Origin of the sequence: Micromonospora sp. NPDC050417, from assembly GCF_044458865.1 — a bacterium.
Lineage (GTDB): Bacteria > Actinomycetota > Actinomycetes > Mycobacteriales > Micromonosporaceae > Micromonospora_G.
Window position 1 is genome coordinate 91,755 of record NZ_JBITIH010000006.1, and the last position, 22,543, is coordinate 114,297.

The 22,543-nt window shown below is 71.0% G+C and carries 24 protein-coding genes; 20 read left to right on the forward strand and 4 right to left on the reverse strand.

Annotated features, from left to right (window positions below; genetic code table 11):
- Positions 1-29 precede the first annotated feature (29 nt).
- From rbfA to dapB, 11 genes are all read left to right on the forward strand, one after another.
- Positions 30-521 carry a 30S ribosome-binding factor RbfA gene (gene rbfA / locus ACIBF5_RS10325; protein WP_396810126.1) on the forward strand — a complete coding sequence of 164 codons (492 nt, stop codon included), beginning with the start codon at positions 30-32 and terminating at the stop codon, positions 519-521.
- Positions 518-1,567, forward strand: a complete 1,050-nt coding sequence (locus tag ACIBF5_RS10330; protein WP_396810128.1) for a bifunctional oligoribonuclease/PAP phosphatase NrnA — start codon at positions 518-520, stop codon at positions 1,565-1,567. Before rbfA ends, ACIBF5_RS10330 begins: the two co-directional genes overlap by 4 nt.
- Before the next feature lie 159 nt (positions 1,568-1,726).
- Positions 1,727-2,134, forward strand: a complete 408-nt coding sequence (locus ACIBF5_RS10335; protein WP_396810129.1) for a hypothetical protein — start codon at positions 1,727-1,729, stop codon at positions 2,132-2,134.
- Entirely contained in the window at positions 2,131-2,349 is a 219-nt protein-coding gene (locus ACIBF5_RS10340; protein WP_396810131.1) for a DUF6186 family protein, read from the forward strand. Before ACIBF5_RS10335 ends, ACIBF5_RS10340 begins: the two co-directional genes overlap by 4 nt.
- A 526-nt stretch (positions 2,350-2,875) precedes the next feature.
- Positions 2,876-4,207: an MATE family efflux transporter gene (locus ACIBF5_RS10345; RefSeq protein ID WP_396810133.1), complete on the forward strand. Its 1,332-nt coding sequence runs from the start codon at positions 2,876-2,878 to the stop codon at positions 4,205-4,207.
- 192 nt (positions 4,208-4,399) lie between these two features.
- On the forward strand, positions 4,400-5,287 hold the full coding sequence (truB, locus tag ACIBF5_RS10350) for a tRNA pseudouridine(55) synthase TruB (RefSeq protein ID WP_396810135.1): 888 nt from the start codon (positions 4,400-4,402) through the stop codon (positions 5,285-5,287).
- Between the two features lie 55 nt (positions 5,288-5,342).
- Positions 5,343-6,287 carry a bifunctional riboflavin kinase/FAD synthetase gene (locus ACIBF5_RS10355; RefSeq protein WP_396810137.1) on the forward strand — a complete coding sequence of 315 codons (945 nt, stop codon included), beginning with the start codon at positions 5,343-5,345 and terminating at the stop codon, positions 6,285-6,287.
- Between the two features lie 212 nt (positions 6,288-6,499).
- Positions 6,500-6,769, forward strand: coding sequence for a 30S ribosomal protein S15 (gene rpsO / locus ACIBF5_RS10360; protein ID WP_377421503.1), 270 nt, complete (start codon positions 6,500-6,502; stop codon positions 6,767-6,769).
- Positions 6,770-7,051: 282 nt separating this feature from the next.
- The gene (locus tag ACIBF5_RS10365) at positions 7,052-9,412 is read left to right on the forward strand and encodes a polyribonucleotide nucleotidyltransferase (protein WP_396810139.1); all 2,361 of its coding nucleotides are present in this window, start codon (positions 7,052-7,054) and stop codon (positions 9,410-9,412) included.
- Between the two features lie 121 nt (positions 9,413-9,533).
- Positions 9,534-10,904 carry a M16 family metallopeptidase gene (locus tag ACIBF5_RS10370; RefSeq protein WP_396810420.1) on the forward strand — a complete coding sequence of 457 codons (1,371 nt, stop codon included), beginning with the start codon at positions 9,534-9,536 and terminating at the stop codon, positions 10,902-10,904.
- Positions 10,905-11,006: 102 nt separating this feature from the next.
- Positions 11,007-11,768, forward strand: a complete 762-nt coding sequence (dapB, locus tag ACIBF5_RS10375; RefSeq protein WP_396810422.1) for a 4-hydroxy-tetrahydrodipicolinate reductase — start codon at positions 11,007-11,009, stop codon at positions 11,766-11,768.
- 73 nt (positions 11,769-11,841) lie between these two features.
- On the opposite strand, the gene ACIBF5_RS10380 is transcribed toward dapB, so the two are convergent.
- The gene (locus ACIBF5_RS10380) at positions 11,842-11,988 is read right to left on the reverse strand and encodes a hypothetical protein (RefSeq protein WP_396810141.1); all 147 of its coding nucleotides are present in this window, start codon (positions 11,986-11,988) and stop codon (positions 11,842-11,844) included.
- A 107-nt stretch (positions 11,989-12,095) separates the two neighbouring features.
- A complete protein-coding gene (locus ACIBF5_RS10385) occupies positions 12,096-12,680 on the reverse strand; it encodes a GNAT family N-acetyltransferase (protein WP_396810143.1) in 585 nt (194 codons plus the stop codon).
- A 34-nt stretch (positions 12,681-12,714) separates the two neighbouring features.
- Here ACIBF5_RS10385 and ACIBF5_RS10390 point away from each other — a divergent pair, with 34 nt between their 5' ends.
- Positions 12,715-14,139 (forward strand): glycosyltransferase 87 family protein, encoded by a 1,425-nt coding sequence (locus ACIBF5_RS10390; RefSeq protein ID WP_396810424.1) that lies wholly within the window; start codon positions 12,715-12,717, stop codon positions 14,137-14,139.
- On the opposite strand, the gene ACIBF5_RS10395 is transcribed toward ACIBF5_RS10390, so the two are convergent.
- On the reverse strand, positions 14,032-14,586 hold the full coding sequence (locus tag ACIBF5_RS10395) for a GNAT family N-acetyltransferase (protein ID WP_396810145.1): 555 nt from the start codon (positions 14,584-14,586) through the stop codon (positions 14,032-14,034). The two genes, ACIBF5_RS10390 and ACIBF5_RS10395, sit on opposite strands and share 108 nt — an antisense overlap.
- 152 nt (positions 14,587-14,738) lie before the next feature.
- Here ACIBF5_RS10395 and ACIBF5_RS10400 point away from each other — a divergent pair, with 152 nt between their 5' ends.
- From ACIBF5_RS10400 to ACIBF5_RS10430, 7 genes are all read left to right on the forward strand, one after another.
- Positions 14,739-15,968 (forward strand): winged helix-turn-helix domain-containing protein, encoded by a 1,230-nt coding sequence (locus tag ACIBF5_RS10400; protein ID WP_396810147.1) that lies wholly within the window; start codon positions 14,739-14,741, stop codon positions 15,966-15,968.
- A gap of 29 nt (positions 15,969-15,997) precedes the next feature.
- Positions 15,998-16,543 carry a DUF2752 domain-containing protein gene (locus tag ACIBF5_RS10405; protein WP_396810426.1) on the forward strand — a complete coding sequence of 182 codons (546 nt, stop codon included), beginning with the start codon at positions 15,998-16,000 and terminating at the stop codon, positions 16,541-16,543.
- Positions 16,544-16,595: 52 nt separating this feature from the next.
- A complete protein-coding gene (gene thyX, locus ACIBF5_RS10410; RefSeq protein WP_396810149.1) occupies positions 16,596-17,348 on the forward strand; it encodes an FAD-dependent thymidylate synthase in 753 nt (250 codons plus the stop codon).
- Between the two features lie 79 nt (positions 17,349-17,427).
- Positions 17,428-18,354: a 4-hydroxy-tetrahydrodipicolinate synthase gene (gene dapA, locus ACIBF5_RS10415; RefSeq protein WP_396810151.1), complete on the forward strand. Its 927-nt coding sequence runs from the start codon at positions 17,428-17,430 to the stop codon at positions 18,352-18,354.
- 82 nt (positions 18,355-18,436) lie between these two features.
- Positions 18,437-20,128 carry a ribonuclease J gene (locus tag ACIBF5_RS10420; protein ID WP_396810153.1) on the forward strand — a complete coding sequence of 564 codons (1,692 nt, stop codon included), beginning with the start codon at positions 18,437-18,439 and terminating at the stop codon, positions 20,126-20,128.
- A gap of 71 nt (positions 20,129-20,199) precedes the next feature.
- Entirely contained in the window at positions 20,200-20,631 is a 432-nt protein-coding gene (locus ACIBF5_RS10425; protein ID WP_396810428.1) for a helix-turn-helix domain-containing protein, read from the forward strand.
- 10 nt (positions 20,632-20,641) lie between these two features.
- Positions 20,642-21,055 (forward strand): VOC family protein, encoded by a 414-nt coding sequence (locus ACIBF5_RS10430; protein WP_396810154.1) that lies wholly within the window; start codon positions 20,642-20,644, stop codon positions 21,053-21,055.
- A 12-nt stretch (positions 21,056-21,067) separates the two neighbouring features.
- On the opposite strand, the gene ACIBF5_RS10435 is transcribed toward ACIBF5_RS10430, so the two are convergent.
- Positions 21,068-22,066, reverse strand: a complete 999-nt coding sequence (locus ACIBF5_RS10435) for a DUF5954 family protein (RefSeq protein ID WP_396810156.1) — start codon at positions 22,064-22,066, stop codon at positions 21,068-21,070.
- A 98-nt stretch (positions 22,067-22,164) separates the two neighbouring features.
- Here ACIBF5_RS10435 and ACIBF5_RS10440 point away from each other — a divergent pair, with 98 nt between their 5' ends.
- Positions 22,165-22,542 (forward strand): PadR family transcriptional regulator, encoded by a 378-nt coding sequence (locus tag ACIBF5_RS10440; protein WP_396810158.1) that lies wholly within the window; start codon positions 22,165-22,167, stop codon positions 22,540-22,542.
- Position 22,543: the final 1 nt, after the last annotated feature.

Consider the following 22,543-nt stretch of genomic DNA (forward strand, 5'->3'; position numbering starts at 1 on the left):
GGGAGTTGGTATGCCGTGGAGGTGCGGAAATGTCGGACCCAGCCAAGGTACGCCGGCACGCTGAGCGTGTCCGGGAGCTGGTGGCTTCCGTGGTGCGTACCCAGATCAAGGATCCCCGGCTCGGCATGATCACGATCACCGATGCCCGGATCACCGCGGATCTGCGGGACGCCACGGTGTTCTACACCGTTCTCGGCGACGCCACCGAGCAGGCGTCCACCGCTGCCGCGCTGGAAAGCGCCAAGGGCATGCTGCGCAGCACCGTCGGCAAGGCCCTGGGGCTGCGGCACTCGCCGACCCTGACCTTCACCCTCGACAACGTCCAGGACCAGGTCAAGCACATCGACGACCTGCTCGCCGTGGCGCGCAGCGCGGACGCGGAGGTGCAACGTCGGGCGGCCAGCGCCGAGTACGCCGGGGACGCGCAGCCGTACAAGCTTGAGGACGACGAGGACGAGGACGAAGAAGACGGACCCGACGACGAGGACGAGCCGCCGACCAACGCCGGTGACCGGCGTTGACCGGCCCGGCGCTGGCCCAGTCGCCGGCTGACGCCGCTCCGTCAGGGGCTGACTGGGCGGCGGCGGTCGCGGCCGTACGCTCCGTCGCGGCGGACGGGCGGGTGTTGCTCATCTGCCACGTCAACCCGGACGGGGACGCGCTCGGCAGCATGCTCGGCTGTGCGCTCGGCCTACGCCGGATGGGTCTGCGGCAGCTCCAGGCGACCTTTCCCGGGCCGCCCGGAGTAGCCGAACCGTTCAGTGGCCTGCCCGGCCTCGACCTGCTCGTCCCGGCCGCCGACGCCTGGACCGATCCGGACCTGGTGCTCTGTTTCGACGCGGCGAGCGTCTCCCGGATCGGTGATCTGGCCGATCGGCTGGACCGGGCCGGTGAGGTGGTGGTGCTCGACCACCACGCCTCGAACACCCGTTTCGGCCGGATCCACCTGGTCGACCCGTTCGCGGCGGCGACCTCGGTGGTGGTGGAGGGCCTGCTCGATCGGCTGGACGTCCCGCTCGATCGGGAGATCGCCGAGTGCCTCTACGTCGCGTTGACCACCGACACCGGTTCGTTCCGGTTCGCCATGACCACTCCGGCCGTACACGAGATGGCCGCGCGGTTGCTGGCGACCGGGCTCCGACCGGAGGAGATCTCTCGCCGGGTCTTCGACACCCGCCCCTTCGGCGCGGTCCGTCTCTACGGTGACGTGCTGGGCCGGGCCGAACTCGAACCGGAGGCCGCGGCCGGGCTCGGGCTGGTGTGGACCTACGCCACCCTCGACGACCTGGCCCGACACGGACAGCCGGCGTACGTGCTGGAGGCCCTGATCGATTCGGTGCGCTGCACCGCCGAGGCTGACGTGAGTTGTGTGCTGAAGCAGGTCGCCGAGTCGGAGTGGGCGGTTTCGATGCGGAGCAAGGGTCCGGTGGACGTGAGCCGGGTGGCGGTGGCGCTCGGCGGTGGCGGCCACCGGTTGGCGGCGGGTTTCACCGGCCGTGGCTCCGCGAACGACGTCGTCGCCGCGATCCGCACCGAACTCGACCGGGTGCTGGCGGAGCCGGAGTAACGACCCGGGCTGGAGTAACGACCCGGGCCCTCGTCACGACCCGGGCCGGCGCGGGGTCGAGGTCCCGCGCGTCCGGGGCGGCGCAGGGTCGCGAGATCGGGGACAAGCCAGGGGAGTAACGCACTTTCGGCTCTCTGTGACCGCGGGCACAATCGGAAGATGGAGCAGCCCTCGGAAATAGCCGTAGATCTGCCACGTCCCTGGGACAAACCAGTCGTTTCCCTCCCGGTCCTCGCCGGCCTGTCACTGGTCGGCGGTCAGTTGCAGTCGTTCTCGCTCTCGGCCAACCTCTACACGCTCGGCACCGGTGGTGCACTGATCTGGCTCGGACTCACCAACCGGCTGCCGCGCCGTCCGCACTCCGGCCGTCCGATGCCCGGCACCATCTGGTGGGTGCTGCCGGTGGCGGTCTTCGGGGTGTTCGAGGGGGCGACCTTCGTGCTCGGCTCCGGTGACGATTTTCCCACCTTCTCCCGCCTCGCCGATCCGTTGCTGAAGGACGAAATGACCCGCTCGGCCGCGTATTTCGGCTGGCTGGCGGCGTTCTGGGCGCTGGTACGCCGATGAGCGCGACCAGGATGCTGGCGATCGGCGGCTTCGTGCTGGCCTTTGTCCTGCTCGCCGCGGTGGAGTGGGCCGCCCGACGGGAGGGGTCCCGGATCCCGACCCTGGGCGACGTCTGCGCCACCGTGATGCGGTACGAGGTCGGCCCGGTCCCGGTGGGCCGTATCGGCCTGTTCGGGTTCTGGTGGTGGGTGGGCTGGCACTTCTTCGCGCGCTGACACCGCAGGTCACGGCCTCGTACCGTTCCGTATCGCGGGAATGGTGCACAGGATGTGGACCTGAACGATAGCTTGGTTTTGTGATGCGTACGACGGTGCCCGACCGGACACCGTCCGCCTCCAGGGTCAACCGACCCGGGCTCACGCTGCCCCGACCAACCCGTCCGGCGACCCCGGAGGGCGTCCACGGCATCAGCAGAACCCGCACGCGACCGGCCGCGGCTCAAGCGGTTCGGCGCACCCTGGAAAAGGAGTTTCCGATGGCGACCAAGCCGGCGAAGAGCAAGCAGGAGACCACCGACGAGGCACGCGAGCAGGCGCGGCGCGCCCTGCAGACGTCGATGGACACCCGCCAGTGACGTACTCGGCGATCCTCGGCTGACGGCCGAGCCGCAGTTCTCGGCCGCCAGCCGATCGTCGTACCCGGCCCGCATCGTGGTCTGACCGGAGCGCTTCGGCGCCCACTGGAGAGTAAGCCCAGCAGAACATTGCGCTCCTTACGCTGATCGTGCCAGGATCAGCCGCGATGAGTAGCTTCACCGCCACCGGCACGCCCGCGCCGCCGGTCTCCTCACGCCGGATCGCCCAACTCGCCGTACCGGCCCTGGTCGTCCTCGCCGCCGAACCCCTCTATGTGCTGGTCGACACCGCCGTGGTGGGGCACCTCGGTCGGGTGCCGTTGGCCGCGCTGGCGGTGGGCGGCACGGTCCTCACCCTGATCGTCTGGCTCGGCACGGTCACCGCCTACGGCACCACCGGCCGGTCCGCCCGCCGGTTCGGCGCCGGCGACCGTGCCGCGGCCGTCGCCGAGGGCGTACAGGCGTCGTGGCTGGCCCTCGCCGTCGGCGTACTGCTCCTGGTGCTGGCACAGGTCGGGGCCACGCCGCTGGCCCGGCTTCTCGCCGGCGACGACCCGGAGGTGGCCGCGGCTGCCGCGCAGTGGCTGCGGATCGCCACCTTCGGAGCCCCCGGGCTGCTGCTCGCCGCCGCCGGCAACGGCTGGCTCCGGGGGGTGCAGGACACCCGTCGCCCGTTGTACTTCGTGCTCGGACCGAACGTGCTCTCGGCCGCGCTCTGCCCACTGTTGGTCTACCCCGCCGGGCTCGGCCTGGCCGGCAGCGCGGTCGCGAACGTGGTCGCCCAGACCATCGGCGGGCTGCTCTTCGTCGGCGCGCTGGTCGCCGAGCGGGTGTCACTGCGACCCCGACCGAAGATGATCGCCGACCAACTCGTCCTCGGTCGGGACCTGCTCGTGCGCGGCGCGGCCTTCCAGATCAGTTTCCTCTCGGCCACCGCGGTGGCCGCCCGGTTCGGTGCCGCGTCGGTCGCCGCGCACCAGATCGCCCTGCAACTCTGGTTCTTCACCGCACTCGCCCTGGACGCCCTGGCCATCGCCGCACAGGCACTGGTCGGTGCCGCCCTCGGCGCGGGTGACGTGGCCGGGGCGCGGGCGATGGCCCGTCGGTTCGCCCTGACCGGCCTGGGCTGTGGGATCGTCTTCGCCCTGCTGGTCGCCGCCGGGGCATCGGTGGTGCCGTCCTGGTTCAGTGCCGACGCCGAGGTACGCGAGCAGGCGCTGACCGCCTGGCCGTGGTTCGTCGCCATGCAGCCGCTGGCCGGCGTCGTCTTCGCACTGGACGGGGTCCTGATCGGCGCGGGCGACCTGCGGTTCCTGCGTAACCTCACCGTCGTCGGCTCGGTCTGCGCCTTCCTGCCGGCCATCTGGTTGGCGTACGGGCTCGACCTGGGGCTCGGGGGCATCTGGGCCGGGCTCTCGCTCTTCGTACTGGTGCGCCTGGTCGGCCTGCTGCTCCGGCTCCGTTCCGGCGCCTGGGCGGTGGCCGGCGCCACCCGCTGAACAGCGCCTGGGCGGTGGTCGACGGCACCCGCTGAACAGCGCCTGGACGGTGGTCGACGGCACCCCGCGCAACGACGCGGGCAGGAGGCGTCGCCCGCACACCGCGCCACGCGGGCGGTGGCGGAACCACCCGGAACCACCCGGCACGACCCGGCGTGGCCGGCCGGCCGGCGTCTGGCAGGCTTGGCGGTCGTGAGCGTGGACGGTCTGATCGTGGTGGACAAGCCGGGCGGCATGACGTCGCATGACGTGGTCGCGCGGATCCGGAGGTTTGCCCGGACCCGGCGGGTCGGGCACGGGGGCACCCTGGATCCGATGGCGACCGGAGTACTGGTGATCGGGGTCGGTCGGGCGACCCGGCTGCTGACGTACGTGATCGGGGCCGGCAAGCGCTACACCGCCACGATCCGGCTCGGCCAGTCGACCGTCACCGACGACGCCGAGGGGGACGTGGTCACGCAGACCTCGGCCGCCTCGGTGACCGACGACGGAATCCGCGCCGGACTGCTCCCGCTCACCGGCGAGATCGACCAGGTGCCGAGCGCGGTCAGTGCGATCAAGGTCAACGGGGAGCGGGCGTACAAGCGGGTCCGGGACGGGGAGGCGGTGACCCTCGCCGCCCGTCGGGTGACCATCTCCCGACTCGACCTGCTGGAGATCCGGCGACCCGCCCCGGACCTGGTCGACCTCGACGTCGACGTGAGCTGCTCGTCGGGGACGTACATCCGGGCCATCGCCCGGGACCTCGGTGCCGCACTCGGCGTCGGCGGGCACCTCACGGCGCTGCGCCGTACCGCCGTCGGGGGATTCGACCTGGCCGAGGCGGTGACCCTGGACGAGTTGGCCGAGCGGGAACCGGACACCGTGGTCAACCTGCCGGTCGACGCCGCCGCCCGGCGGTTCTTCGCGTCCCGTCAGGCGGATGCGGCCGAGGCGAAGGTGCTCTCGCACGGTGGCCCGCTCGACCCGGCCGGCATTGTCGGGCCGTACGCGGTCTTCGACCCGGCCGGCGGGTTGATCGCTATCGTCAGCGAGCGGGACGGCCGGGCCCGGGCGGAGATCGTGCTCGCGCCGGCCTGACCGGGGCGGGGCCGTCGACCGAGGATCGCGGGCGTAGGAGCGGAAAGGGAAACGCATGCAGCGTTGGCGGGGGAACGACGGGGTGCCGGGCGGCTGGGGTCGCTCGGTGGTCACCATCGGCGTCTTCGACGGGGTCCACCAGGGGCATCAGGCGATCATCGGGTACGCGGTGAAGCGCGCCCGGAACCTCGGCGTGCAGTCGGTGGTGGTCACCTTCGATCCGCATCCCGCCGAGGTGGTGCGCCCCGGCTCGCACCCGGCGGTGCTGAGCGAGCCGGTCCGGAAGGCCGAACTGATCGAGTCGCTCGGCGTCGACGTGCTCTGGGTGGTGCCGTTCACCCCCGACTTCTCCCGGCTGACCGCCGAGGCGTTCGTACACAACGTGCTGGTGGAGAACCTGCACGCCGCGCTGGTGGTGGTCGGGGAGAACTTCCGTTTCGGGCACCGGGCCGCGGGTGACGTGGTGCTGCTGGAACGGCTCGGCCGTACCTTCGGGTTCGGGGTGGAGGGGGCGCCGCTGGTCGCCGTCGACGACACGGTCTTCTCCTCGACGTACATCCGGGCCTGTGTCGCGGCCGGGGACGTGACCGCCGCCGCCGCCGCGCTCGGCCGCCCGCACCGGCTCGAAGGTGTGGTGGTCCGGGGCGACCAGCGGGGGCGGGAGATCGGCTTCCCGACGGCCAACCTGCTCTGCCACCGGCACGCGGCGGTGCCGGCGGACGGGATCTACGCGGCCCGGTTGATCCGGCAGCGCGGTCGCACCGGCCACGCCCCGGAGGTCCTGCCGGCGGCGGTCTCGATCGGCACCAACCCGACCTTCAACGGCCGGGAACGGCGGATCGAGGCGTACGTGCTCGACTTCGAGGGTGACCTGTACGGAGAGCGGCTCGCGCTGGACTTCGTGGCCCGGTTGCGGGAGACCCGCCAGTACGACGGCGTCGAGCCGTTGGTGGCGCAGATGCACGAGGACGTCGCCCAGGCCCGAAAGCTGCTCGGCTGATCCGGCTGCGCCGCCGCCGGCTCTCTGCCCGCCCGGCGGGTGTGGGGGTTCCGGGCCTGATCACGGCGGGTCCCTACCGCCCTTCGGGGGGTTGACGGCCCACAGGCTGGTAATGTGGCGGAGACGTCGGGTCACCGACGAGGGTCCTCGCGCGCCTGCACGACGCCGCGGGTGCGAGGGTTACCACTGAAACCCATCAGAACAGGGAGAAAATGGCGCTCGATCAGGAAGCCAAGAGCAAGATCCGGCAGGAGTACGCGACCGTCGAGGGCGACACCGGTTCGCCCGAGGTGCAGGTTGCCGTCCTCACCAAGCGCATCGCCGACCTCACCGAGCACCTGAAGGTGCACAAGCACGACCACCACAGCCGTCGTGGTCTGCTGCTGCTGGTCGGCCGTCGTCGCCGGCTGCTCAACTACATGCAGAAGAAGGACATCAGCCGCTACCGGTCGCTCATCGAGCGGCTCGGCCTGCGGAGGTGACTGAGCGGGGGAGTGGTGCACGGCCGGGTCGGACCCGGCGGCGCCCGCTCCCCCGACCCGTCACCAACGAATAACCGGGGCCAGCGCGACCACCCAGCGGGAGCGGGTCGGCACCGGTCCTCGGTAGTGGCCCCCGGGCGCCCGGCACGAGCCGACACCCCGGGCGCTTCGATCGAAGACCGGCCGTTCGAACAGTTCCCCGATGCCTTCCGGGCGTGCGCCGGGACGTACCGACGCACCGGGCGGTCGTGAGCCCCACGACCGAAGGAGTGCAACACACTCATGACCGAGCAGAACAAACTCGGCAACGAGCAGAGCAAGGCCGTGATCGACAACGGTGCGTTCGGCACCCGTGAGATCACCTTCTCCACCGGCCGGCTGGCCCGCCAGGCCGCCGGATCCGTACTCGCCCAGCTCGGCGAGACGGTGGTTCTCTCCACCACCACCGCGGGCAAGCAGCCCAAGGAGCAGTTCGACTTCTTCCCGCTCACCGTCGACGTCGAGGAGCGGATGTACGCCGCGGGTCGGATCCCCGGCTCGTTCTTCCGCCGCGAGGGTCGCCCGAGCGAGGACGCGATCCTCACCTGCCGCCTGATCGACCGGCCGCTGCGCCCGTCCTTCGTCAAGGGGCTGCGCAACGAGGTGCAGGTCGTCGAGACCGTGCTCGCGCTCGACCCGCAGCACCCGTACGACGTCGTCGCGATCAACGCGGCGTCGCTCTCCACCAAGCTCTCCGGGTTGCCGTTCTCCGGCCCGATCGGGGCGACCCGGATGGCCCACATCGACGGCCAGTGGGTTGCCTTCCCGACCCACGAGGAGCTGGCCCGGGCCACCTTCGACATGGTGGTTGCCGGCCGCACGCTGCCGGACGGCGACGTCGCCATCATGATGGTCGAGGCCGAGGCGACCGAGCACACCGTGGCGCTGGTCGCCGGCGGTGCGATCGCCCCGACCGAGGAGGTCGTGGCGAGCGGTCTGGAGGCCGCCAAGCCGGCCATCCGTGAGCTGTGCCGGGCGCAGAGCGAGCTGGCCGAGGTCGCGGCGAAGCCGGTGGCCGAGTTCCCGATCTTCCTGGACTACCAGGACGACGTGTTCGAGGCGGTCGCCACGGCGGGCCGCGGCGAGGTCGCCGAGGCGCTCAAGATCGCTCCGAAGGCCGAGCGTGAGGAAGCCCTGGACCGGATCAAGGACCGGGTGCGCGAGCAGCTCGCCACCGACTACGAGGGGCGCGAGCGTGAGATCAGCGCCGCCTTCCGGTCGCTGACCAAGTCCGAGGTGCGGGCCCGGGTGCTGCGCGAGCAGGTCCGGATCGACGGCCGTGGACCGCGCGACATCCGGCCGCTGACCGCCGAGATCCAGGTACTGCCCCGGGTGCACGGTTCGGCGCTGTTCGAGCGCGGCGAGACGCAGATCCTCGGCGTCACCACGCTCAACATGCTCCGGATGGAGCAGGCGCTGGACACCCTCTCCCCGGAGAAGTCCAAGCGCTACATGCACAACTACAACTTCCCGCCGTACTCGACCGGTGAGACCGGCCGGGTCGGTGCGCCGAAGCGCCGCGAGATCGGCCACGGCGCGCTGGCCGAGCGGGCCCTCATCCCGGTGCTGCCGGCACGGGAGGAGTTCCCGTACGCCATCCGTCAGGTCTCCGAGGCGCTGGGCTCGAACGGCTCGACCAGCATGGGTTCGGTCTGCGCGTCCACCCTGGCGCTGCTCTCCGCCGGTGTGCCGCTCAAGGCGCCGGTCGCCGGCATCGCGATGGGCCTGATCTCGGACGAGGTCGACGGCAAGACCCAGTACGTGACGCTGACCGACATCCTCGGAGCCGAGGACGCCTTCGGTGACATGGACTTCAAGGTCGCCGGTACGCCGGAGTTCGTCACCGCGCTGCAGCTCGACACCAAGCTCGACGGCATCCCGTCGGACGTGCTGGCCGCCGCGTTGCAGCAGGCGAACGAGGCCCGCACCACGATCCTCGGCGTGATGCAGGCGGCGATCGAGGGTCCGGCCACCATGTCGGACTACGCGCCCCGGGTCACCACGGTGAAGATCCCGGTCGACAAGATCGGCATGGTGATCGGGCCGAAGGGCCAGACCATCAACGCGATCCAGGACGAGACCGGCGCCGAGATCTCGATCGAGGACGACGGCACGATCTACGTCGGCGCGACCAACGGCCCGTCGGCCGAGGCCGCGGTGGAGCGGATCAACGCGATCGCCAACCCGACGCTGCCGAAGGTCGGGGACAAGTTCCTCGGCACCGTGGTCAAGACCGCCGCGTTCGGCGCCTTCGTCTCGCTGCTGCCCGGCCGCGACGGCCTGCTGCACATCTCGAAGGTCGGCGACGGCAAGCGGGTCGAGCGGGTCGAGGACTTCCTGAACGTCGGCGACAAGGTCGAGGTGTCGATCGCCGACATCGACGCCCGGGGCAAGATCTACCTGGACAAGGTGCGGCCCGAGGGCGAGGAGGCGCCGGCCGATGCCGGTGCCGAGCGTCCGGCCAGCCGTGACCGGGGCGACCGGGGCCCGCGGGACCGGGGCGACCGGGACCGCGGCGACCGGGGCCCGAGCCGCGGTGAGGGCGGCGAAGGCGGCGGCGAGGGTGGTGGCGGCGAACGTCGTCGCCGCGACCGCCGTAGCTGATCCACAGGTTCAACCGGGCCGTGTCCTGTCGATCACCTCGATCGGCAGGGCACGGCCTGTCCATCTCCGTCAAACTAGGAGCCCTGGCCTCTTGAAGCGGGATACGCAACCACCATCTCTGCTGACCGGGCGGGGCCACCGCCGGCCCGCCGACGTACCCGGCTCGGGCACCGCGCACCGGGCGGTGACCCGTACGCTCAGCGCCGACCCGCTGGGTGGCACCGTGCGCCGTACCGTCCTGCCGAGCGGGCTGCGTGTCCTCACCGAGGCGATCCCGACGGTCCGCAGCGTGTCGTTCGGCATCTGGGTGGCGGTCGGTTCCCGGGACGAGACCGGGACCTCCTCCGGTGTCTCGCACTTCCTGGAGCACCTGCTCTTCAAGGGCACCCACAAGCGGGGCGCGCTGGAGATCTCGGCCGAGATCGAGGCGGTGGGCGGCGAGACGAACGCCTTCACCACCAAGGAGTACACCTGCTACTACGCGCGGGTGCTCGACCAGGATCTACCGCTCGCCATCGACGTCATGTGCGACCTGGTCGCCGACTCGGTGCTCGAACCCGCCGACGTGGAGACCGAGCGTGGGGTGATCCTCGAAGAGATCGCCATGCACGACGACGAGCCCGGTGACGAGGTGCACGACCTCTTCGCCACCGCCATCTACGGCGACCACCCGCTCGGCCGGCTGATCTCGGGTACCGAGGAGACCATCTCCCCGATGACCCGCCGGCAGATCCAGAGCTTCTACAAGCGGCGTTACACCGCGCCGAACATCGTGATCGCCGCCGCCGGCAATCTCGACCACGCGGCCGTGGTCAAGCTGGTCCGCCAGGCGCTGCGGGGCACTCCGCTGGACACTCCGCCGGCCCAGCCGGCGGCACCCCGGGCGGCCACACCCGCGGCAAGGACCAGGGCCGGCCGTACGGTGGTCGAGCACAAGGAGAGCGAGCAGGCGCACGTGGTGCTCGGCAGCGCGGGCATCGGTCGGGTCGACGAGCGGCGGTTCGCGCTCGGCGTACTCAACAACGTGCTCGGCGGCGGCATGTCCAGCCGGCTCTTCCAGGAGATCCGCGAACAGCGGGGCCTGGCCTACTCGGTCTACTCCTACGCCAGCCAGTACGCCGACAGCGGTCTCTTCGCCGTCTACGCCGGCTGCGCGCCGGGCAAGGTCGAGGAGGTGCTGGGTCTGGTCCGCGCGGAACTGGCGACGGTTGCCGCGCAGGGTGTCACCGACGGTGAGCTGGCCCGGGGCAAGGGCATGGCGAAGGGCTCGTACGTCCTCGGCCTGGAAGACACCGGTTCCCGGATGAGCCGGCTGGCCAAGGGTGAGTTGCTCTACGGCGACCTGCTCTCGGTCGACCAGCTGCTGGCCCGGGTCGACGCGGTGACCGCCGAGGAGGTCAACACACTCGCCGCAGACCTGCTGGCCCGACCGATGTCACTCGCGGTCGTCGGTCCGTTCGGCGAGGACGACTTCACCGCGCCCGTTGCCTGAACGGGTGGTCGGGCGCCCGGCGTACGGTCGGCATGGGACGTCCCCGGATGTGCCCGCGCCGGGTGGGATAGGTTGTGCCCCGTGAGTGACGGACTTGAAGCACTGGCCGAGACGTCGACGGAGCCGCTGCGGGTCGGGGTGCTGGGCGCCCGGGGCCGGATGGGCGTCGAGGTGTGCAAGGCGGTCGACGCCGCCGACGACCTCGAACTGGTAGCGATGATCGACCAGGGCGACTGGCTGTTCAACGCCTCGGACGCCGGTGCCGAGGTGGTCGTCGACTTCACCACCCCGGACGTGGTGATGGACAACCTGCACTGGTGCGTCGACCAGGGGATCAGCGTCGTCGTCGGCACCAGCGGCTTCACCGAGCAGCGGCTCGACCGGGTGCGCAACTGGCTGTCGCACAAGCCGGGGGTCGGCGTGGTCATCGCACCGAACTTCGGCATCGGCGCGGTGCTGATGATGCAGTTCGCCGCCCGCGCCGCCCGCTACTTCGAGTCGGCCGAGGTGATCGAGCAGCACCACCCGAAGAAGCTTGACGCGCCGAGCGGTACCGCCACGCACACCGCGCGGTTGATCGCCCAGGCGCGGGCCGAGGCCGGTCTGGCCGGGATGCCCGACGCGACCAAGGACGAGGTGCCGGGTGCGCGCGGGGCCGACATCGACGGCGTACGGGTGCACGCGGTCCGCGCCACCGGCCTGGTCGCGCACCAGGAGGTGCTCTTCGGCACGACCGGCGAGACGCTGACCATCCGGCACGACTCGTACGACCGGGCGTCGTTCATGCCGGGCGTGCTGCTCGCCGTCCGGTCGGTGACCCGTCGTCCGGGTCTCACCATCGGCCTGGACGCCCTGCTCGACTGAGCACGCCCCTGTGCACGTCTGCTGTCCCGGCCCCGGTCGAACCGGTGCCGGGACGGCGTTCGTTTGGGCGTTCCTACTGCTCCCGCACGAGCGTGAGGCCGGCAGGGAGCCCGGTGACGGTGGCGGCACCGGTCCGGTCCACCGGGGCGCTGACCTCGGTGCCGTAGACACGGTGCAGGTGGCTCGCCACCATCCCGGCGGCGATCATCTTCGTGGTCATCCAGCGCTGTTTCGTCCGCGACGCCAACCAGGGCGCCGACAAGGGCTGAGTGACCGGTACGGGCCCGACAAGGGCTGAGTGACCCGCGCGCCAGGCCCCGACGCCACTCAGCCGGCGTCGGGGTCCGGGGCGGCGTCGACGGCCACGTGCAGGCGCAGTTGGGGCACCAGCATGTCGTCCACGTCCAGCGCCCGGCTCGCCCCGTCCGGCTCCCAACCGGTGCTGGTGAGGAACGCCCGGGTGGCCGGGTCGCCGTCGAAGGCCCAGGCGACCGCCGTACCGAAGCCGTCCTCACGCCACAGGTCGACGCTGGCCGCCAGCAACCGACTGCCGTGCCCACGACGGCCCCAGCGCGGTTCGACCAGCAGGTCGGTCACCGCGACCACCTGCGGGCCGAGGGCGTCGGCAGGCTCGTCCGGGGCGAGGGACTGCTCGTCCGCCGGTCCGGATGCGGCAAAACCCACCAGATACGATTGTTCGGCCTGCTCGACCGCGACCAGCACACGATGCTGACCGGACGGCGGTGCCTCGATCGCGGCACTCCACCGCTTGCCGAGCCACCCCTCGTCCAACCGTTCGAGCACGTGTTTGGGGAGCAACCGGCGATAGGCGACCCGCCAGGTCGCGAGCTGAATGCGTGCGATTTCGGCGGCGTCCTCCGGACGCGCCGGGCGGACGTACCCGAGAGCCATGAACGGTGAGCGTACGGACGCGAGGGAGACGACGGTGGCGCAGGGTGCCTTCCGGCAGATCCGGTACCAGGTGCTCTTCGTGGTCGCGTTGGCGGTGCTGGTCGCCGCCTTCCTCTCGGTCGCGGCGGTCGGGCACGGTTTCTTCGACCTGAAGGTCTACTCCGGCGCCCTGCACTACTGGGCCCGTGAGGGCGGCGAGATCTACGACTGGCTGAAGCCGAACAGCAAGTACGGCTTCACCTACCCGCCGTTCGCGGCGCTGCTGATGCTCCCGCTCGCGTACCTGCCGTTCCTGCTCTCGACAGTGCTCAGCGTGGCCCTCACCGCGCTGGTCAGCGTGTTGCTGCTCTGGTGGCTGGTCGACCCGGTCGCCCGTCGGATGGGCTGGACCCGCTGGTTCGCGCTGGCGGTGGCGGTCTGCCTGGCTGCGGCGTTCGAGCCGATGCGCGAGACGGTCGACTTCGGTCAGGTCAACATGCTGCTGTTGGTGCTGGTCGCGGCCGACCTGCTCTGGCTGGTCCGCCCCGGGTACGCCGCACCGGGTCAGGTCGTGCCCGGTCACGCACTGCCCGGACGTCCACCGGCCGGCCGCCGGGACCCGGCCCGCTACCGGCGCTGGGCCGGGGTGGGGATCGGTCTCGCCACCGCGATCAAGCTCACCCCGGGCATCTTCATCGTCTACCTGCTGGTGACCGGCCGGTGGCGCGCGGCCGTGACGGCGAGCGGTGCCGCCGCCGTGGCCACGCTGATCGCCGCGGCGGTCGCCCCCGACGCCTCCCGCGAGTTCTGGACCAGCGCGCTCTGGGACACCGACCGGGTGGGTGAGCTGGCGTTCATCTCCAACCAGTCGCTGCAGGGTGTGGTCGCCCGGCTCGACCCGGCCGACCCGAGCACCCTGGCCTGGTTGGTGCTGGCCGTCGCCGCGCTGGCGGTCTGGGCCTGGCGGGTGCGGGCGGCGGTCGCCGCCGGGGACGAGGTGGCCGGGCTGGCGTTGACCGGGGTGCTCGGTGCCCTGGTCAGCCCGGTGACCTGGGTACACCACCTGGTCTGGCTGATTCCGGCGCTGGTGCTCGTGGTCGACCACGCGGTCGCGGCGCCCGTGGGCAGCCGCCGGCGACGTGGCCTGCTGGCCTTCGCGATCATCGCGTACGGGGTGCTCTGTAGTCGCCTCGTCTGGATCTGGGAACACGACTCCACCGGTGTCGGCGGCTTCCTCGGCAGCAACGCCTATGTGTGGGTCAGCATCGCCCTGCTGGTCGGGATGCCGATCGGCAACCGGCCCCGGTCGGCCGCACCGGCTCGGCCGACACCGGAGACCGGACCCGGTGCGGCGGCCGGCGGCGGATCCGGGTCAGGGCTCGCCGAGACGGGCGGCGTACCGAAGCTCGATCAGCCCGAGCGGCGGCCGTCCCGCGGTCCGGTGGATCTCGTACGTCGACCGCTCACCGTCGGTGACTAGCCCGGCCCTTTCGTAGAAGCGGCGGGCCCGCTCGTTCTCCTCCAACACCCAGAGCCGGATGTCCCGCCAGCCGCGCCCGGTCAGGCCGGTCAGCCCGGCGTTCATCAGCTCCCGGCCGACCCCGGTACCCCAGTGCTCCGGGTCGACGTACATGGTGAGGATCTCGCCGTACGCGTGGTCGAGGTCGTCCCGGTCCTGGTTGTTGCGGTACGGCCCGAAGGTGGTGAAGCCGATCACCGTGCCGTCCCGTTCCGCCAACAGGGTGGTGAACGGGTGGTCCGGTTCGGCGGTGCCGACGTCTCGCCGCCGCTGCGCCCACGCCTGGATGTTCAGCCGGGCCAGCACCTCGTCCGGCATGATTCCCGCGTACCCGGCCTGCCAGGTGCGTACGTGCACGCTCGCCACCGCCTCGGCGTCGGCGGGTTCCTCGGGTCGGATGGTCAGCACGTCTCCGTTCTAACCCCTGCCGGGCGGCGAGTCCAGCTCATCCGTCCGCGCCCCCCGGCGGGTTAGGAGGGGGCCCTTGTACTACCGAAAGCGATAACAAGGGGCCCTTCCTTCCACCAAGGGTGTCGGGGGAGGTGGCTAGGGTTCCGAGGGTGGGTGTTCCGGAATCTTTGTCGTTGGCGCAGGCTCGCCGGGTGGTGCTCGCCGCCCAGGGGTTCGCCGATCCCGTGCCGACCGGTGTGCCGACCCTGCGTCACCTGCGCCGGGTGCTCGACCGGGTCGGGTTGATCCAGATGGACTCGGTCAACGTGTTGCAGCGAGCCCACTACCTGCCGCTCTACAGCCGACTCGGCCCCTATCCGACCGGCCTGCTGGACCGGGCCGCCTATCAGCCGCCGCGGGAGTTGTTCGAATACTGGGGGCACGAGGCGTCGCTGGTCCCCGTCGACCTGCACCCGGCGCTGCGCTGGCGGATGGCGGCGGCCCGGGACGATGCCTGGGGCGGGATGCGCCGGATCGCGCAGGAGCAGCCTCAGTTGGTCGCCTGGGTCCGCGACGAGGTACGTGACCGAGGGCCGCTGACCGCCGCCGAGATCGAGCACGACGCACCCCGGCAGACCGGCAACTGGGGCTGGAACTGGTCGGAGGTGAAGCGGGCGCTGGAGTTTCTCTTCTGGGCCGGCGACGTTGCCGCGGCCAGTCGGACCAACTCCTTCGCCCGCCGTTACGACCTGCCCGAACGGGTGCTGCCCCCGGCGGTGGTGGGGGCGCCGACGCCGGCTCCGGCGGACGCGTACCGGCGGTTGGTGTCGGTCGCCGCACGCTGCCTGGGGGTGGCCGCCGAACCGGAGCTGCGGGACTACTTCCGGTTGCCGGTGGCGGCGGCGCGGGTGGCGGTCGCCGAGCTGGTCGAGGCGGGTGAGCTGCGGCCGGTGGCGGTGCAGGGTTGGCGCGCTCCGGCGTACCTGCACGTGGACGCCCGGGTGCCCCGGTGGGTCCGGGCCAGCACCCTGGTCAGCCCCTTCGATCCGTTGATCTGGGAGCGGGCCCGGACGGAGCGGCTCTTCGACCTCAGCTACCGGATCGAGATCTACGTTCCGGCGCCGCAGCGGGTGTACGGCTACTACGTGTTGCCGTTCCTGCAGGGGGAGCGGTTCACCGCCCGGGTCGACCTGAAGGCCGACCGGAAGGCGGGTGTGCTGTTGGTGCCGGCGGCCTGGTTGGAGCCGGGGGCCGACCCGGCGGACACCGCCCTGGCGCTCGCGGCCGAGCTGCGCCGGCTCGCCGGCTGGCTCGGCCTGAGCGCGGTGGCGCCGCCCGTCGTGGGAGATCTTGCCGGCCCGCTCGCCGCCGCGTTGGCAAGCACCATCGGTGTACGGTGAGACCGGCCGATGCGACGAGTGGGGTGGCGATGACGAGCGCCGGTGGACCGACGATGCCGCCCGCCGAGCCCACCTACCCGGGGGAAGCGGCGCCCTATCCGGGAGAGCCGGTCTACGAGGTGGCGCGGCCCGACCGGATCACCCGTTTCTTCGACCGGATCGCCACCCGGTCCCCGCGCTGGTTGGCCCCGATCGCCGTGCTCGCCTGTTTTGGTGGCGCGGTGGGTTACACCCTCTACGCCGACCCGACCCGCAGCGCCCCGGACGCGGCTCCGACCTGCCTGTTGAAGCTCACCACCGGCCTCGACTGTCCCGGTTGTGGGGGGACCCGCGCGTTCTGGTACCTGCTCCACGGCGACCTACCGGCCGCTGCCCGGCACCACATCCTCTTTGTCTTCGCCGTCCCCTTTGTCGTTTACCTCTATCTGGCCTGGGCCTCCAAACAGCTCTTCGGCTGGCGGCTGCCCCGGCTGACCGTGGGGCCGATGACGATCGGGATCTTCCTCGGTGCCTGGATGGCGTTCTCGGTGCTGCGCAACCTGCCCTGGGCCCCGTTCACCTGGTTCTACGTCTGACCCGCCGGCCCCATCTGCCACTGGTGTAGCCGGGGCAACTAGAGTCCCAGGAATGCCGGAAATCGTGTCGCCGCAGGTCAAGCTCATCGCGTGGACTCAGTTCGAGGCGCCGGAGGAGGTGCCCTGGTCCACGGACGCGGACGGGGGTCAGGCGCTCGCCGAGTTCGCCGGCCGGGCCTGCTACCAGTCCTGGCGCAAGCCCAACCCGGCGACTGCCACCAACGCCGGTTATCTCGCCCACATTCTTGAGGTCGGTCACCTCTCCGTGCTGGAGCACGGCAGCGTGACCTTCTACTTCACCGGTGTGTCCCGGTCGTTCACCCACGAGCTGATCCGGCACCGGCACTTCTCGTACTCGCAGCTCTCCCAGCGTTACGTCCCGGAGCGGGACGCCGCGGTGGTGGCGCCGGCGGCCATTGCCGAGGACCCTGAGCTGCACAAGCGGTTCGTCGAGGCGGCCGAGGCGAGCGTACGGGCGTACAACGACCTGCTGGAGGGGCTGGAGCAGCGTTTCGCCGACGTCGAGAACCCGACGTTGCGGCGCAAGCAGGCCCGGCAGGCGGCGCGTGCGGTGCTGCCGAACGCCACCGAGACCAGGATCGTGGTCACCGGCAACTACCGTGCCTGGCGGCATTTCGTGGCGATGCGTGCCACTGAGCACGCGGACGTCGAGATTCGCGAGCTGGCGGTGGAATGCCTCCGGCAGCTCCAGCGGGTGGCACCGAACGTCTTCGCGGACTTCACCATCAGCACCCTGCCCGACGGCAGCGAGGTGGCGGCGAGCCCGTACGCCCAGCAGTCCTGAGCGAGGGTCGGCCGTGGGGACGGGACCGAGCAGCGACTTCCCCGGTGGCCGGGGGTTGGGCGTCCGATAGGTTAGCGGTATGACGCACGACCACCCTGCCGCCGCCGACCGGGCGGTACCCCGTCCCTTCGGGCGACTGCTCACGGCCATGGTCACGCCGTTCACCCCGGACGGCTCGCTGGACCTCGACGGCGCGGCTCAGCTCGCCACCTATCTGGTGGACGAACAGGCCAACGACGCTCTTGTGATCAGTGGCACCACCGGCGAGTCGCCCACCACCACCGACGCGGAGAAGGAACAACTGCTGCGTGTGGTGGTGGAGGCCGTCGGTGACCGCGCGAAGGTGGTCGCCGGGGTCGGCACCAACGACACCCGGCACACCATCGAGCTGGCCGTCTCGGCCGAGAAAGCCGGCGCGCACGGTTTGCTGGTGGTGACGCCGTACTACAGCAAGCCGCCGCAGGCGGGGCTGCTGCGGCACTTCACTGCGGTCGCGGACGCCACCGGGTTGCCGGTGATGCTCTACGACATCCCGCACCGCAGCGGGGTGCCGATCGCCACGGAGACGCTGGTGCGGTTGGCCGAGCATGACCGGATTGTCGGTGTCAAGGACGCAAAGGGCGATCTGACCGCGACCTCCTGGGTGACCAGCCGGACGGACCTGGCTGTCTACTCCGGCGAGGACTCGCTCACCGTGGCCTCGCTCGCGGTCGGCGGGGTCGGCCTGGTCGGCACCTCCACGCACTTCACCGGGGCGCTGGCGAAGCAGATGATCGAGGCGTACGACCGCGGCGACAACGCGACGGCGCTGCTCCTGCACCGCCGGTTGCTGCCGCTGTTCACCGGCATCTTCCGGACCCAGGGCACCATTCTGGTGAAGGCGGGTCTCGCCGCGTCGGGTCGGCCGGCCGGACCGGTCCGGCCGCCGCTGGTCGACGCGACCGAGGCGGAGCTGGCGCAGCTTCGGGTCGACTGTGCGGACGCCGGTCTGGAGTTGCCGGCATGAGTGGGTCAGTCAGTAAGGTCGGCGATAGGGGCAAGTTGAACAGTGAGGCGGCGGTTGTGGTCGAGCGCGACGAGGCGGTGGCATGAGCCAGCCGCAAGCGCGGGAGTTGGAGTTGCCCCCACCGCTGCCGGTGGGTGGGCTGCGGGTGATACCGCTGGGCGGTCTGGGCGCGATCGGGCGCAACATGACCGTCTTCGAGTACGACGGCAAGCTGTTGGTGGTCGACTGCGGGGTGCTCTTCCCCGACGTCGAGCAGCCCGGCGTGGACCTGATCCTGCCTGACTTCGCACCGATCCTCGATCGGCTGGAGGACGTGCAGGCGATCGTGTTGACGCACGGGCACGAGGACCACATCGGCGCGGTGCCGTACCTGCTTGCCCACAAGCCGGACATTCCGCTCGTCGGCTCGCAGTTCACCCTCGCGCTGGTCGAGGCGAAGCTCGCCGAGCGGCGGATCGAGCCGTACGCGCTCACCGTGCGGGAGGGTGCGCGGGAGCGGCTGGGCCCGTTCGAGTGTGAGTTCTTCGCGGTCAACCACTCGATCCCGGACGCGCTCGCGGTGGCCATCCGTACCCCGGCCGGGCTGGTGCTGCACACCGGTGACTTCAAGATGGACCAGCTCCCGTTGGACGGGCGCCTGACCGACCTGGCCGGCTTCGCCCGGCTCGGTGCCGAGGGCGTCGACCTGCTGCTGTCCGACTCGACCAACGCGGAGATCCCCGGCTTCGTCACACCGGAGCGGGAGATCGGCCCGGTGCTCGGATCGATCTTCGGCAAGGCGCGTGGCCGGATCATCGTGGCGTCGTTCGCCTCGCATGTGCACCGGGTGCAGCAGGTGCTGGACGCGGCGGCCGAGTACGACCGCAAGGTGGCCCTGATCGGTCGCTCGATGGTGCGCAACATGGGCATCGCCCGCGACCTTGGACTGTTGCAGATCCCGCCGGGCCTGGTGGTCGGGCTGGACGAGGCGACCGCCCTGCCGCCGGACCAGATCGTGTTGATGTCGACCGGTTCGCAGGGTGAGCCGATGAGCGCGCTGGGTCGGATGGCGACCGGTGACCACCGGCACATCACCATCGCGCCCGGCGACACCGTCGTGCTCGCCAGTTCGCTGGTGCCGGGGAACGAGACCTCGGTCTACCGCGTGATCAACCGCCTCTCCCGGGCCGGCGCGACCGTCGTGCACAAGGACGTGGCGAAGGTGCACGTCTCCGGTCACGCGCCCGCCGGCGAGCTGCTCTACCTGCTCAACGTGGTGCGGCCGAGCAACCTGTTGCCGGTGCACGGTGAGTGGCGGCACCTGCGGGCGCACGCCCGGCTGGGGATCGAGTCCGGTGTCGCCCCCGACCGGGTGGTGCTCTGCGAGGACGGCGACGTGGTCGACCTGGTCGAGGGGCGGGCGTCGCTGGTCGGTCACGTGAAGAGCCGGTACGTCTACGTCGACGGCCTGGCCGTCGGTGACGTGGGGGAGTCGCTCCTCACCGAGCGGCGGATGCTCGGCGACGGTGGCTTCATCGCCGCGACCGTGGTGATCGACTCGGTCACCGGCAAGGTCGTCGGCGGTCCGACCGTCTCCGCGAAGGGCTTCTCCGACGACCCGGAGGCGTTCAACCCGGTGATCCCGCTGATCACCGAGGCGCTGAGCCGGGCCGCGACCGACGGCATCACCGATCCGCACCAGTTGCAGCAGATCGTCCGCCGTACGGTCGGGCGCTGGGTGAACGACGCGTACCGCCGCCGGCCGATGATCGTGCCGAACGTGGTCGAGGTCTGACGCTCGTCAGCCAGGGATCCGGTGTGTCGAGGCCGATGGCCCGTCACACCGGATTCCGACTGGTCCGTGCCATGCTGGACCCCGTGACACGAGCGGACCTGGTCCGGCTCCGCCGGGCCCGTGACCTGATCAACCGGGAGTACGCCCGGCCGCTCGACGTACCCGCGCTCGCCCGCGACGCGCTGATGTCGACCGGTCACTTCTCCCGCAGCTTCCGTGCCGCCTTCGGCGAGACGCCGTACAGCTACCTGATGACCCGACGGATCGAGCGTGCCAAGGCGCTGCTGCGCCGGGGTGACCTGAGCGTCACCGAGGTCTGCATGGCGGTCGGCTGTTCCTCCCTCGGATCGTTCAGCTCCCGCTTCACCGAGTTGGTCGGGGAGACGCCCAGCGCCTACCGGGCCCGTAACCACGGCGCCGCCGCGTCCATCCCGGCCTGTTTCGTCAAGATCGCCACCAGGCCGGTCAGGGATGGGAAGGCACCCCAACTGTCGGGCACGTAGCGTGACCCGCATGGGCATCGCACTCACCTACTGCTTCATCGCCGTTGACGACCACGAGAAGGCGCTCGCGTTCTACCGGGACGCGGTTGGTCTGGAGGTGCGCAACGACGTCGGTTACGAGGGCATGCGCTGGGTCACGGTCGCCGCGCCGGGCCAGGATGCCCAGATCGTGCTGGAGCCGCCGGGGATGGACCCGGACGCGTCGCCGGCCGATCGGGAGACGATCGCGGACCTGATGGCCAAGGGACTGATGCGTGGGGTCGTGTTCACCGTCGACGACTGTGACGCGACCTTCGAGCGCATCCGGGCCAGTGGTGCCGAGGTCCTTCAGGAGCCGATGGACCAGCCGTACGGCGTACGCGACTGCGCCTTCCGGGATCCGGCCGGCAACCTCGTGCGCTTCAACCAGCAGCCGAATCGGTAGGTAGGCGCGCGGCTAGTCCGGGTCGGGGAGCAGGCCCTCTTCGCGAAGTTGCGCGGAGTGGGCCTCCGGCGGCGGGTCCGGGTCGTAGTCCGACGGGCGTGGTGGCTCCGGCCCGTCGGGTCCGAAGCGGAGCAGGATCACGATCCTGGTGACCCGGAACCGGCGGCCGAGCACGCAGACCTCGTTGGTCCGACTGGCGTCGAGGTCGTCGGCGGCCTTCGCGTACGCGGTGGCCTCCGCCTCGGTGGGACTGCCGATTCTCGGGATCAGGTAACGGAAGTTGAAGGTGATCAGGTCACGGGCGGCCTGTGGGGTGCCGACCGCTCGGGTGTCCGGTTGCCAGTGTCCGTCGACGTACTCGGCCACCGCGTACTCGGTGGGGAGGAAGACTCCGTCCGGGTGGGTGCGTACGGCACGGCGGCTGTCGGCGTAGACGTCCGGGGGGACACTCGCCTTGGAGTAGTGCGACGGGAGCAGGTTCACCTTGAGCAGACCGTGTGCCACCCCGGTCGGCATTCGGGGGTTGACGACCAGTCCCTCGCTGCCCCGGGGCACCTCGCGAGCCGCCCCGGGTCCCTTCGGGTCGGGGTCGGTCGGGCGGGGCGGCTCGGGTCCGTCCGATCCGAACGCGGCGAAGGTGTCGGCCCGAATGATCCGGTAGTGGCGCCCGGCGACCGACAGTTCGTCGACCTTCTCCCAGTCCAGGATCTGCCCGGCGGCGCTGAGTTCCTCGGCCTCGGCGGCGTCGACGCCTTCGAGGAGGCGCTCCCGGAAGCGGTACGCGAGGCCATCCCGGGCCGCCTGCGGGGTGTGCTCCTCAAGGCCGCTGATGCGCCAGCCGCCGTCGCCGAGGTCTTCGGCGTGGCCGAAGAGGGGTCCGCCCAGCCGTAGGTTCGGATAGGTCCGGGCCCGTCGGGCGGCGTCGTCCTCGGTGACCGCCGCGATCGGATCGTCGGATCGCACGACCCTGATCACTGTTTCGCGCGCCGTCCGCGCCTCATCGTCACGCACGCAACACAGTATGTAGTGGATGGGGGCCGGCCACCAGCACCTGTTTTTCGCGACCAACCACTATTCGGTGTCGCCTAATAGCTGCTACTGTGTGTCGCATGATAGTGGATGGGAGAGCGACAGTCGGCGATGCCGACCGGCAGACCCAACTGCTGCGCGGTGCCCTCGACATGTGCCTGCTCGCGTTGCTGGCAAAGGAGCCGGCCCACGGCTACGAACTGGTCCGGCGCATTGACGACGCGGGATTCGACGCCGTCGGCTACGGCACCATCTACCCGCTGCTGACCCGCATGCGGCGTCTCGGCCTGGTCGCCGACGAGTTGCAGACGAGCCCGAGCGGGCCACCGCGCAAGGTCTACGCACTCACCGACGAGGGCCGAACCCGGCTGCACACGTGGAGCCGACAGTGGACGGACTTCGTCCAGACCGTCAACGCCACCCTCACCGAAGCCGTCCCTCCGAGTTCGAGGAGCTGAC

Excerpts from the sequence above, each read along its gene's own strand:
- rbfA (WP_396810126.1), top strand. The coding sequence starts at position 30 with ATGTCGGACCCAGCCAAGGTACGCCGGCACGCTGAGCGTGTCCGGGAG.
- ACIBF5_RS10335 (WP_396810129.1), top strand. The coding sequence starts at position 1,727 with ATGGAGCAGCCCTCGGAAATAGCCGTAGATCTGCCACGTCCCTGGGAC.
- ACIBF5_RS10340 (WP_396810131.1), top strand. The coding sequence starts at position 2,131 with ATGAGCGCGACCAGGATGCTGGCGATCGGCGGCTTCGTGCTGGCCTTT.
- ACIBF5_RS10345 (WP_396810133.1), top strand. The coding sequence starts at position 2,876 with ATGAGTAGCTTCACCGCCACCGGCACGCCCGCGCCGCCGGTCTCCTCA.
- ACIBF5_RS10355 (WP_396810137.1), top strand. The coding sequence starts at position 5,343 with ATGCAGCGTTGGCGGGGGAACGACGGGGTGCCGGGCGGCTGGGGTCGC.
- rpsO (WP_377421503.1), top strand. The coding sequence starts at position 6,500 with ATGGCGCTCGATCAGGAAGCCAAGAGCAAGATCCGGCAGGAGTACGCG.
- ACIBF5_RS10365 (WP_396810139.1), top strand. The coding sequence starts at position 7,052 with ATGACCGAGCAGAACAAACTCGGCAACGAGCAGAGCAAGGCCGTGATC.
- ACIBF5_RS10380 (WP_396810141.1), bottom strand. The coding sequence starts at position 11,988 with ATGACCACGAAGATGATCGCCGCCGGGATGGTGGCGAGCCACCTGCAC.
- ACIBF5_RS10385 (WP_396810143.1), bottom strand. The coding sequence starts at position 12,680 with ATGGCTCTCGGGTACGTCCGCCCGGCGCGTCCGGAGGACGCCGCCGAA.
- ACIBF5_RS10405 (WP_396810426.1), top strand. The coding sequence starts at position 15,998 with ATGACGAGCGCCGGTGGACCGACGATGCCGCCCGCCGAGCCCACCTAC.
- thyX (WP_396810149.1), top strand. The coding sequence starts at position 16,596 with ATGCCGGAAATCGTGTCGCCGCAGGTCAAGCTCATCGCGTGGACTCAG.
- dapA (WP_396810151.1), top strand. The coding sequence starts at position 17,428 with ATGACGCACGACCACCCTGCCGCCGCCGACCGGGCGGTACCCCGTCCC.
- ACIBF5_RS10420 (WP_396810153.1), top strand. The coding sequence starts at position 18,437 with ATGAGCCAGCCGCAAGCGCGGGAGTTGGAGTTGCCCCCACCGCTGCCG.
- ACIBF5_RS10425 (WP_396810428.1), top strand. The coding sequence starts at position 20,200 with ATGCTGGACCCCGTGACACGAGCGGACCTGGTCCGGCTCCGCCGGGCC.
- ACIBF5_RS10430 (WP_396810154.1), top strand. The coding sequence starts at position 20,642 with ATGGGCATCGCACTCACCTACTGCTTCATCGCCGTTGACGACCACGAG.
- ACIBF5_RS10440 (WP_396810158.1), top strand. The coding sequence starts at position 22,165 with ATGATAGTGGATGGGAGAGCGACAGTCGGCGATGCCGACCGGCAGACC.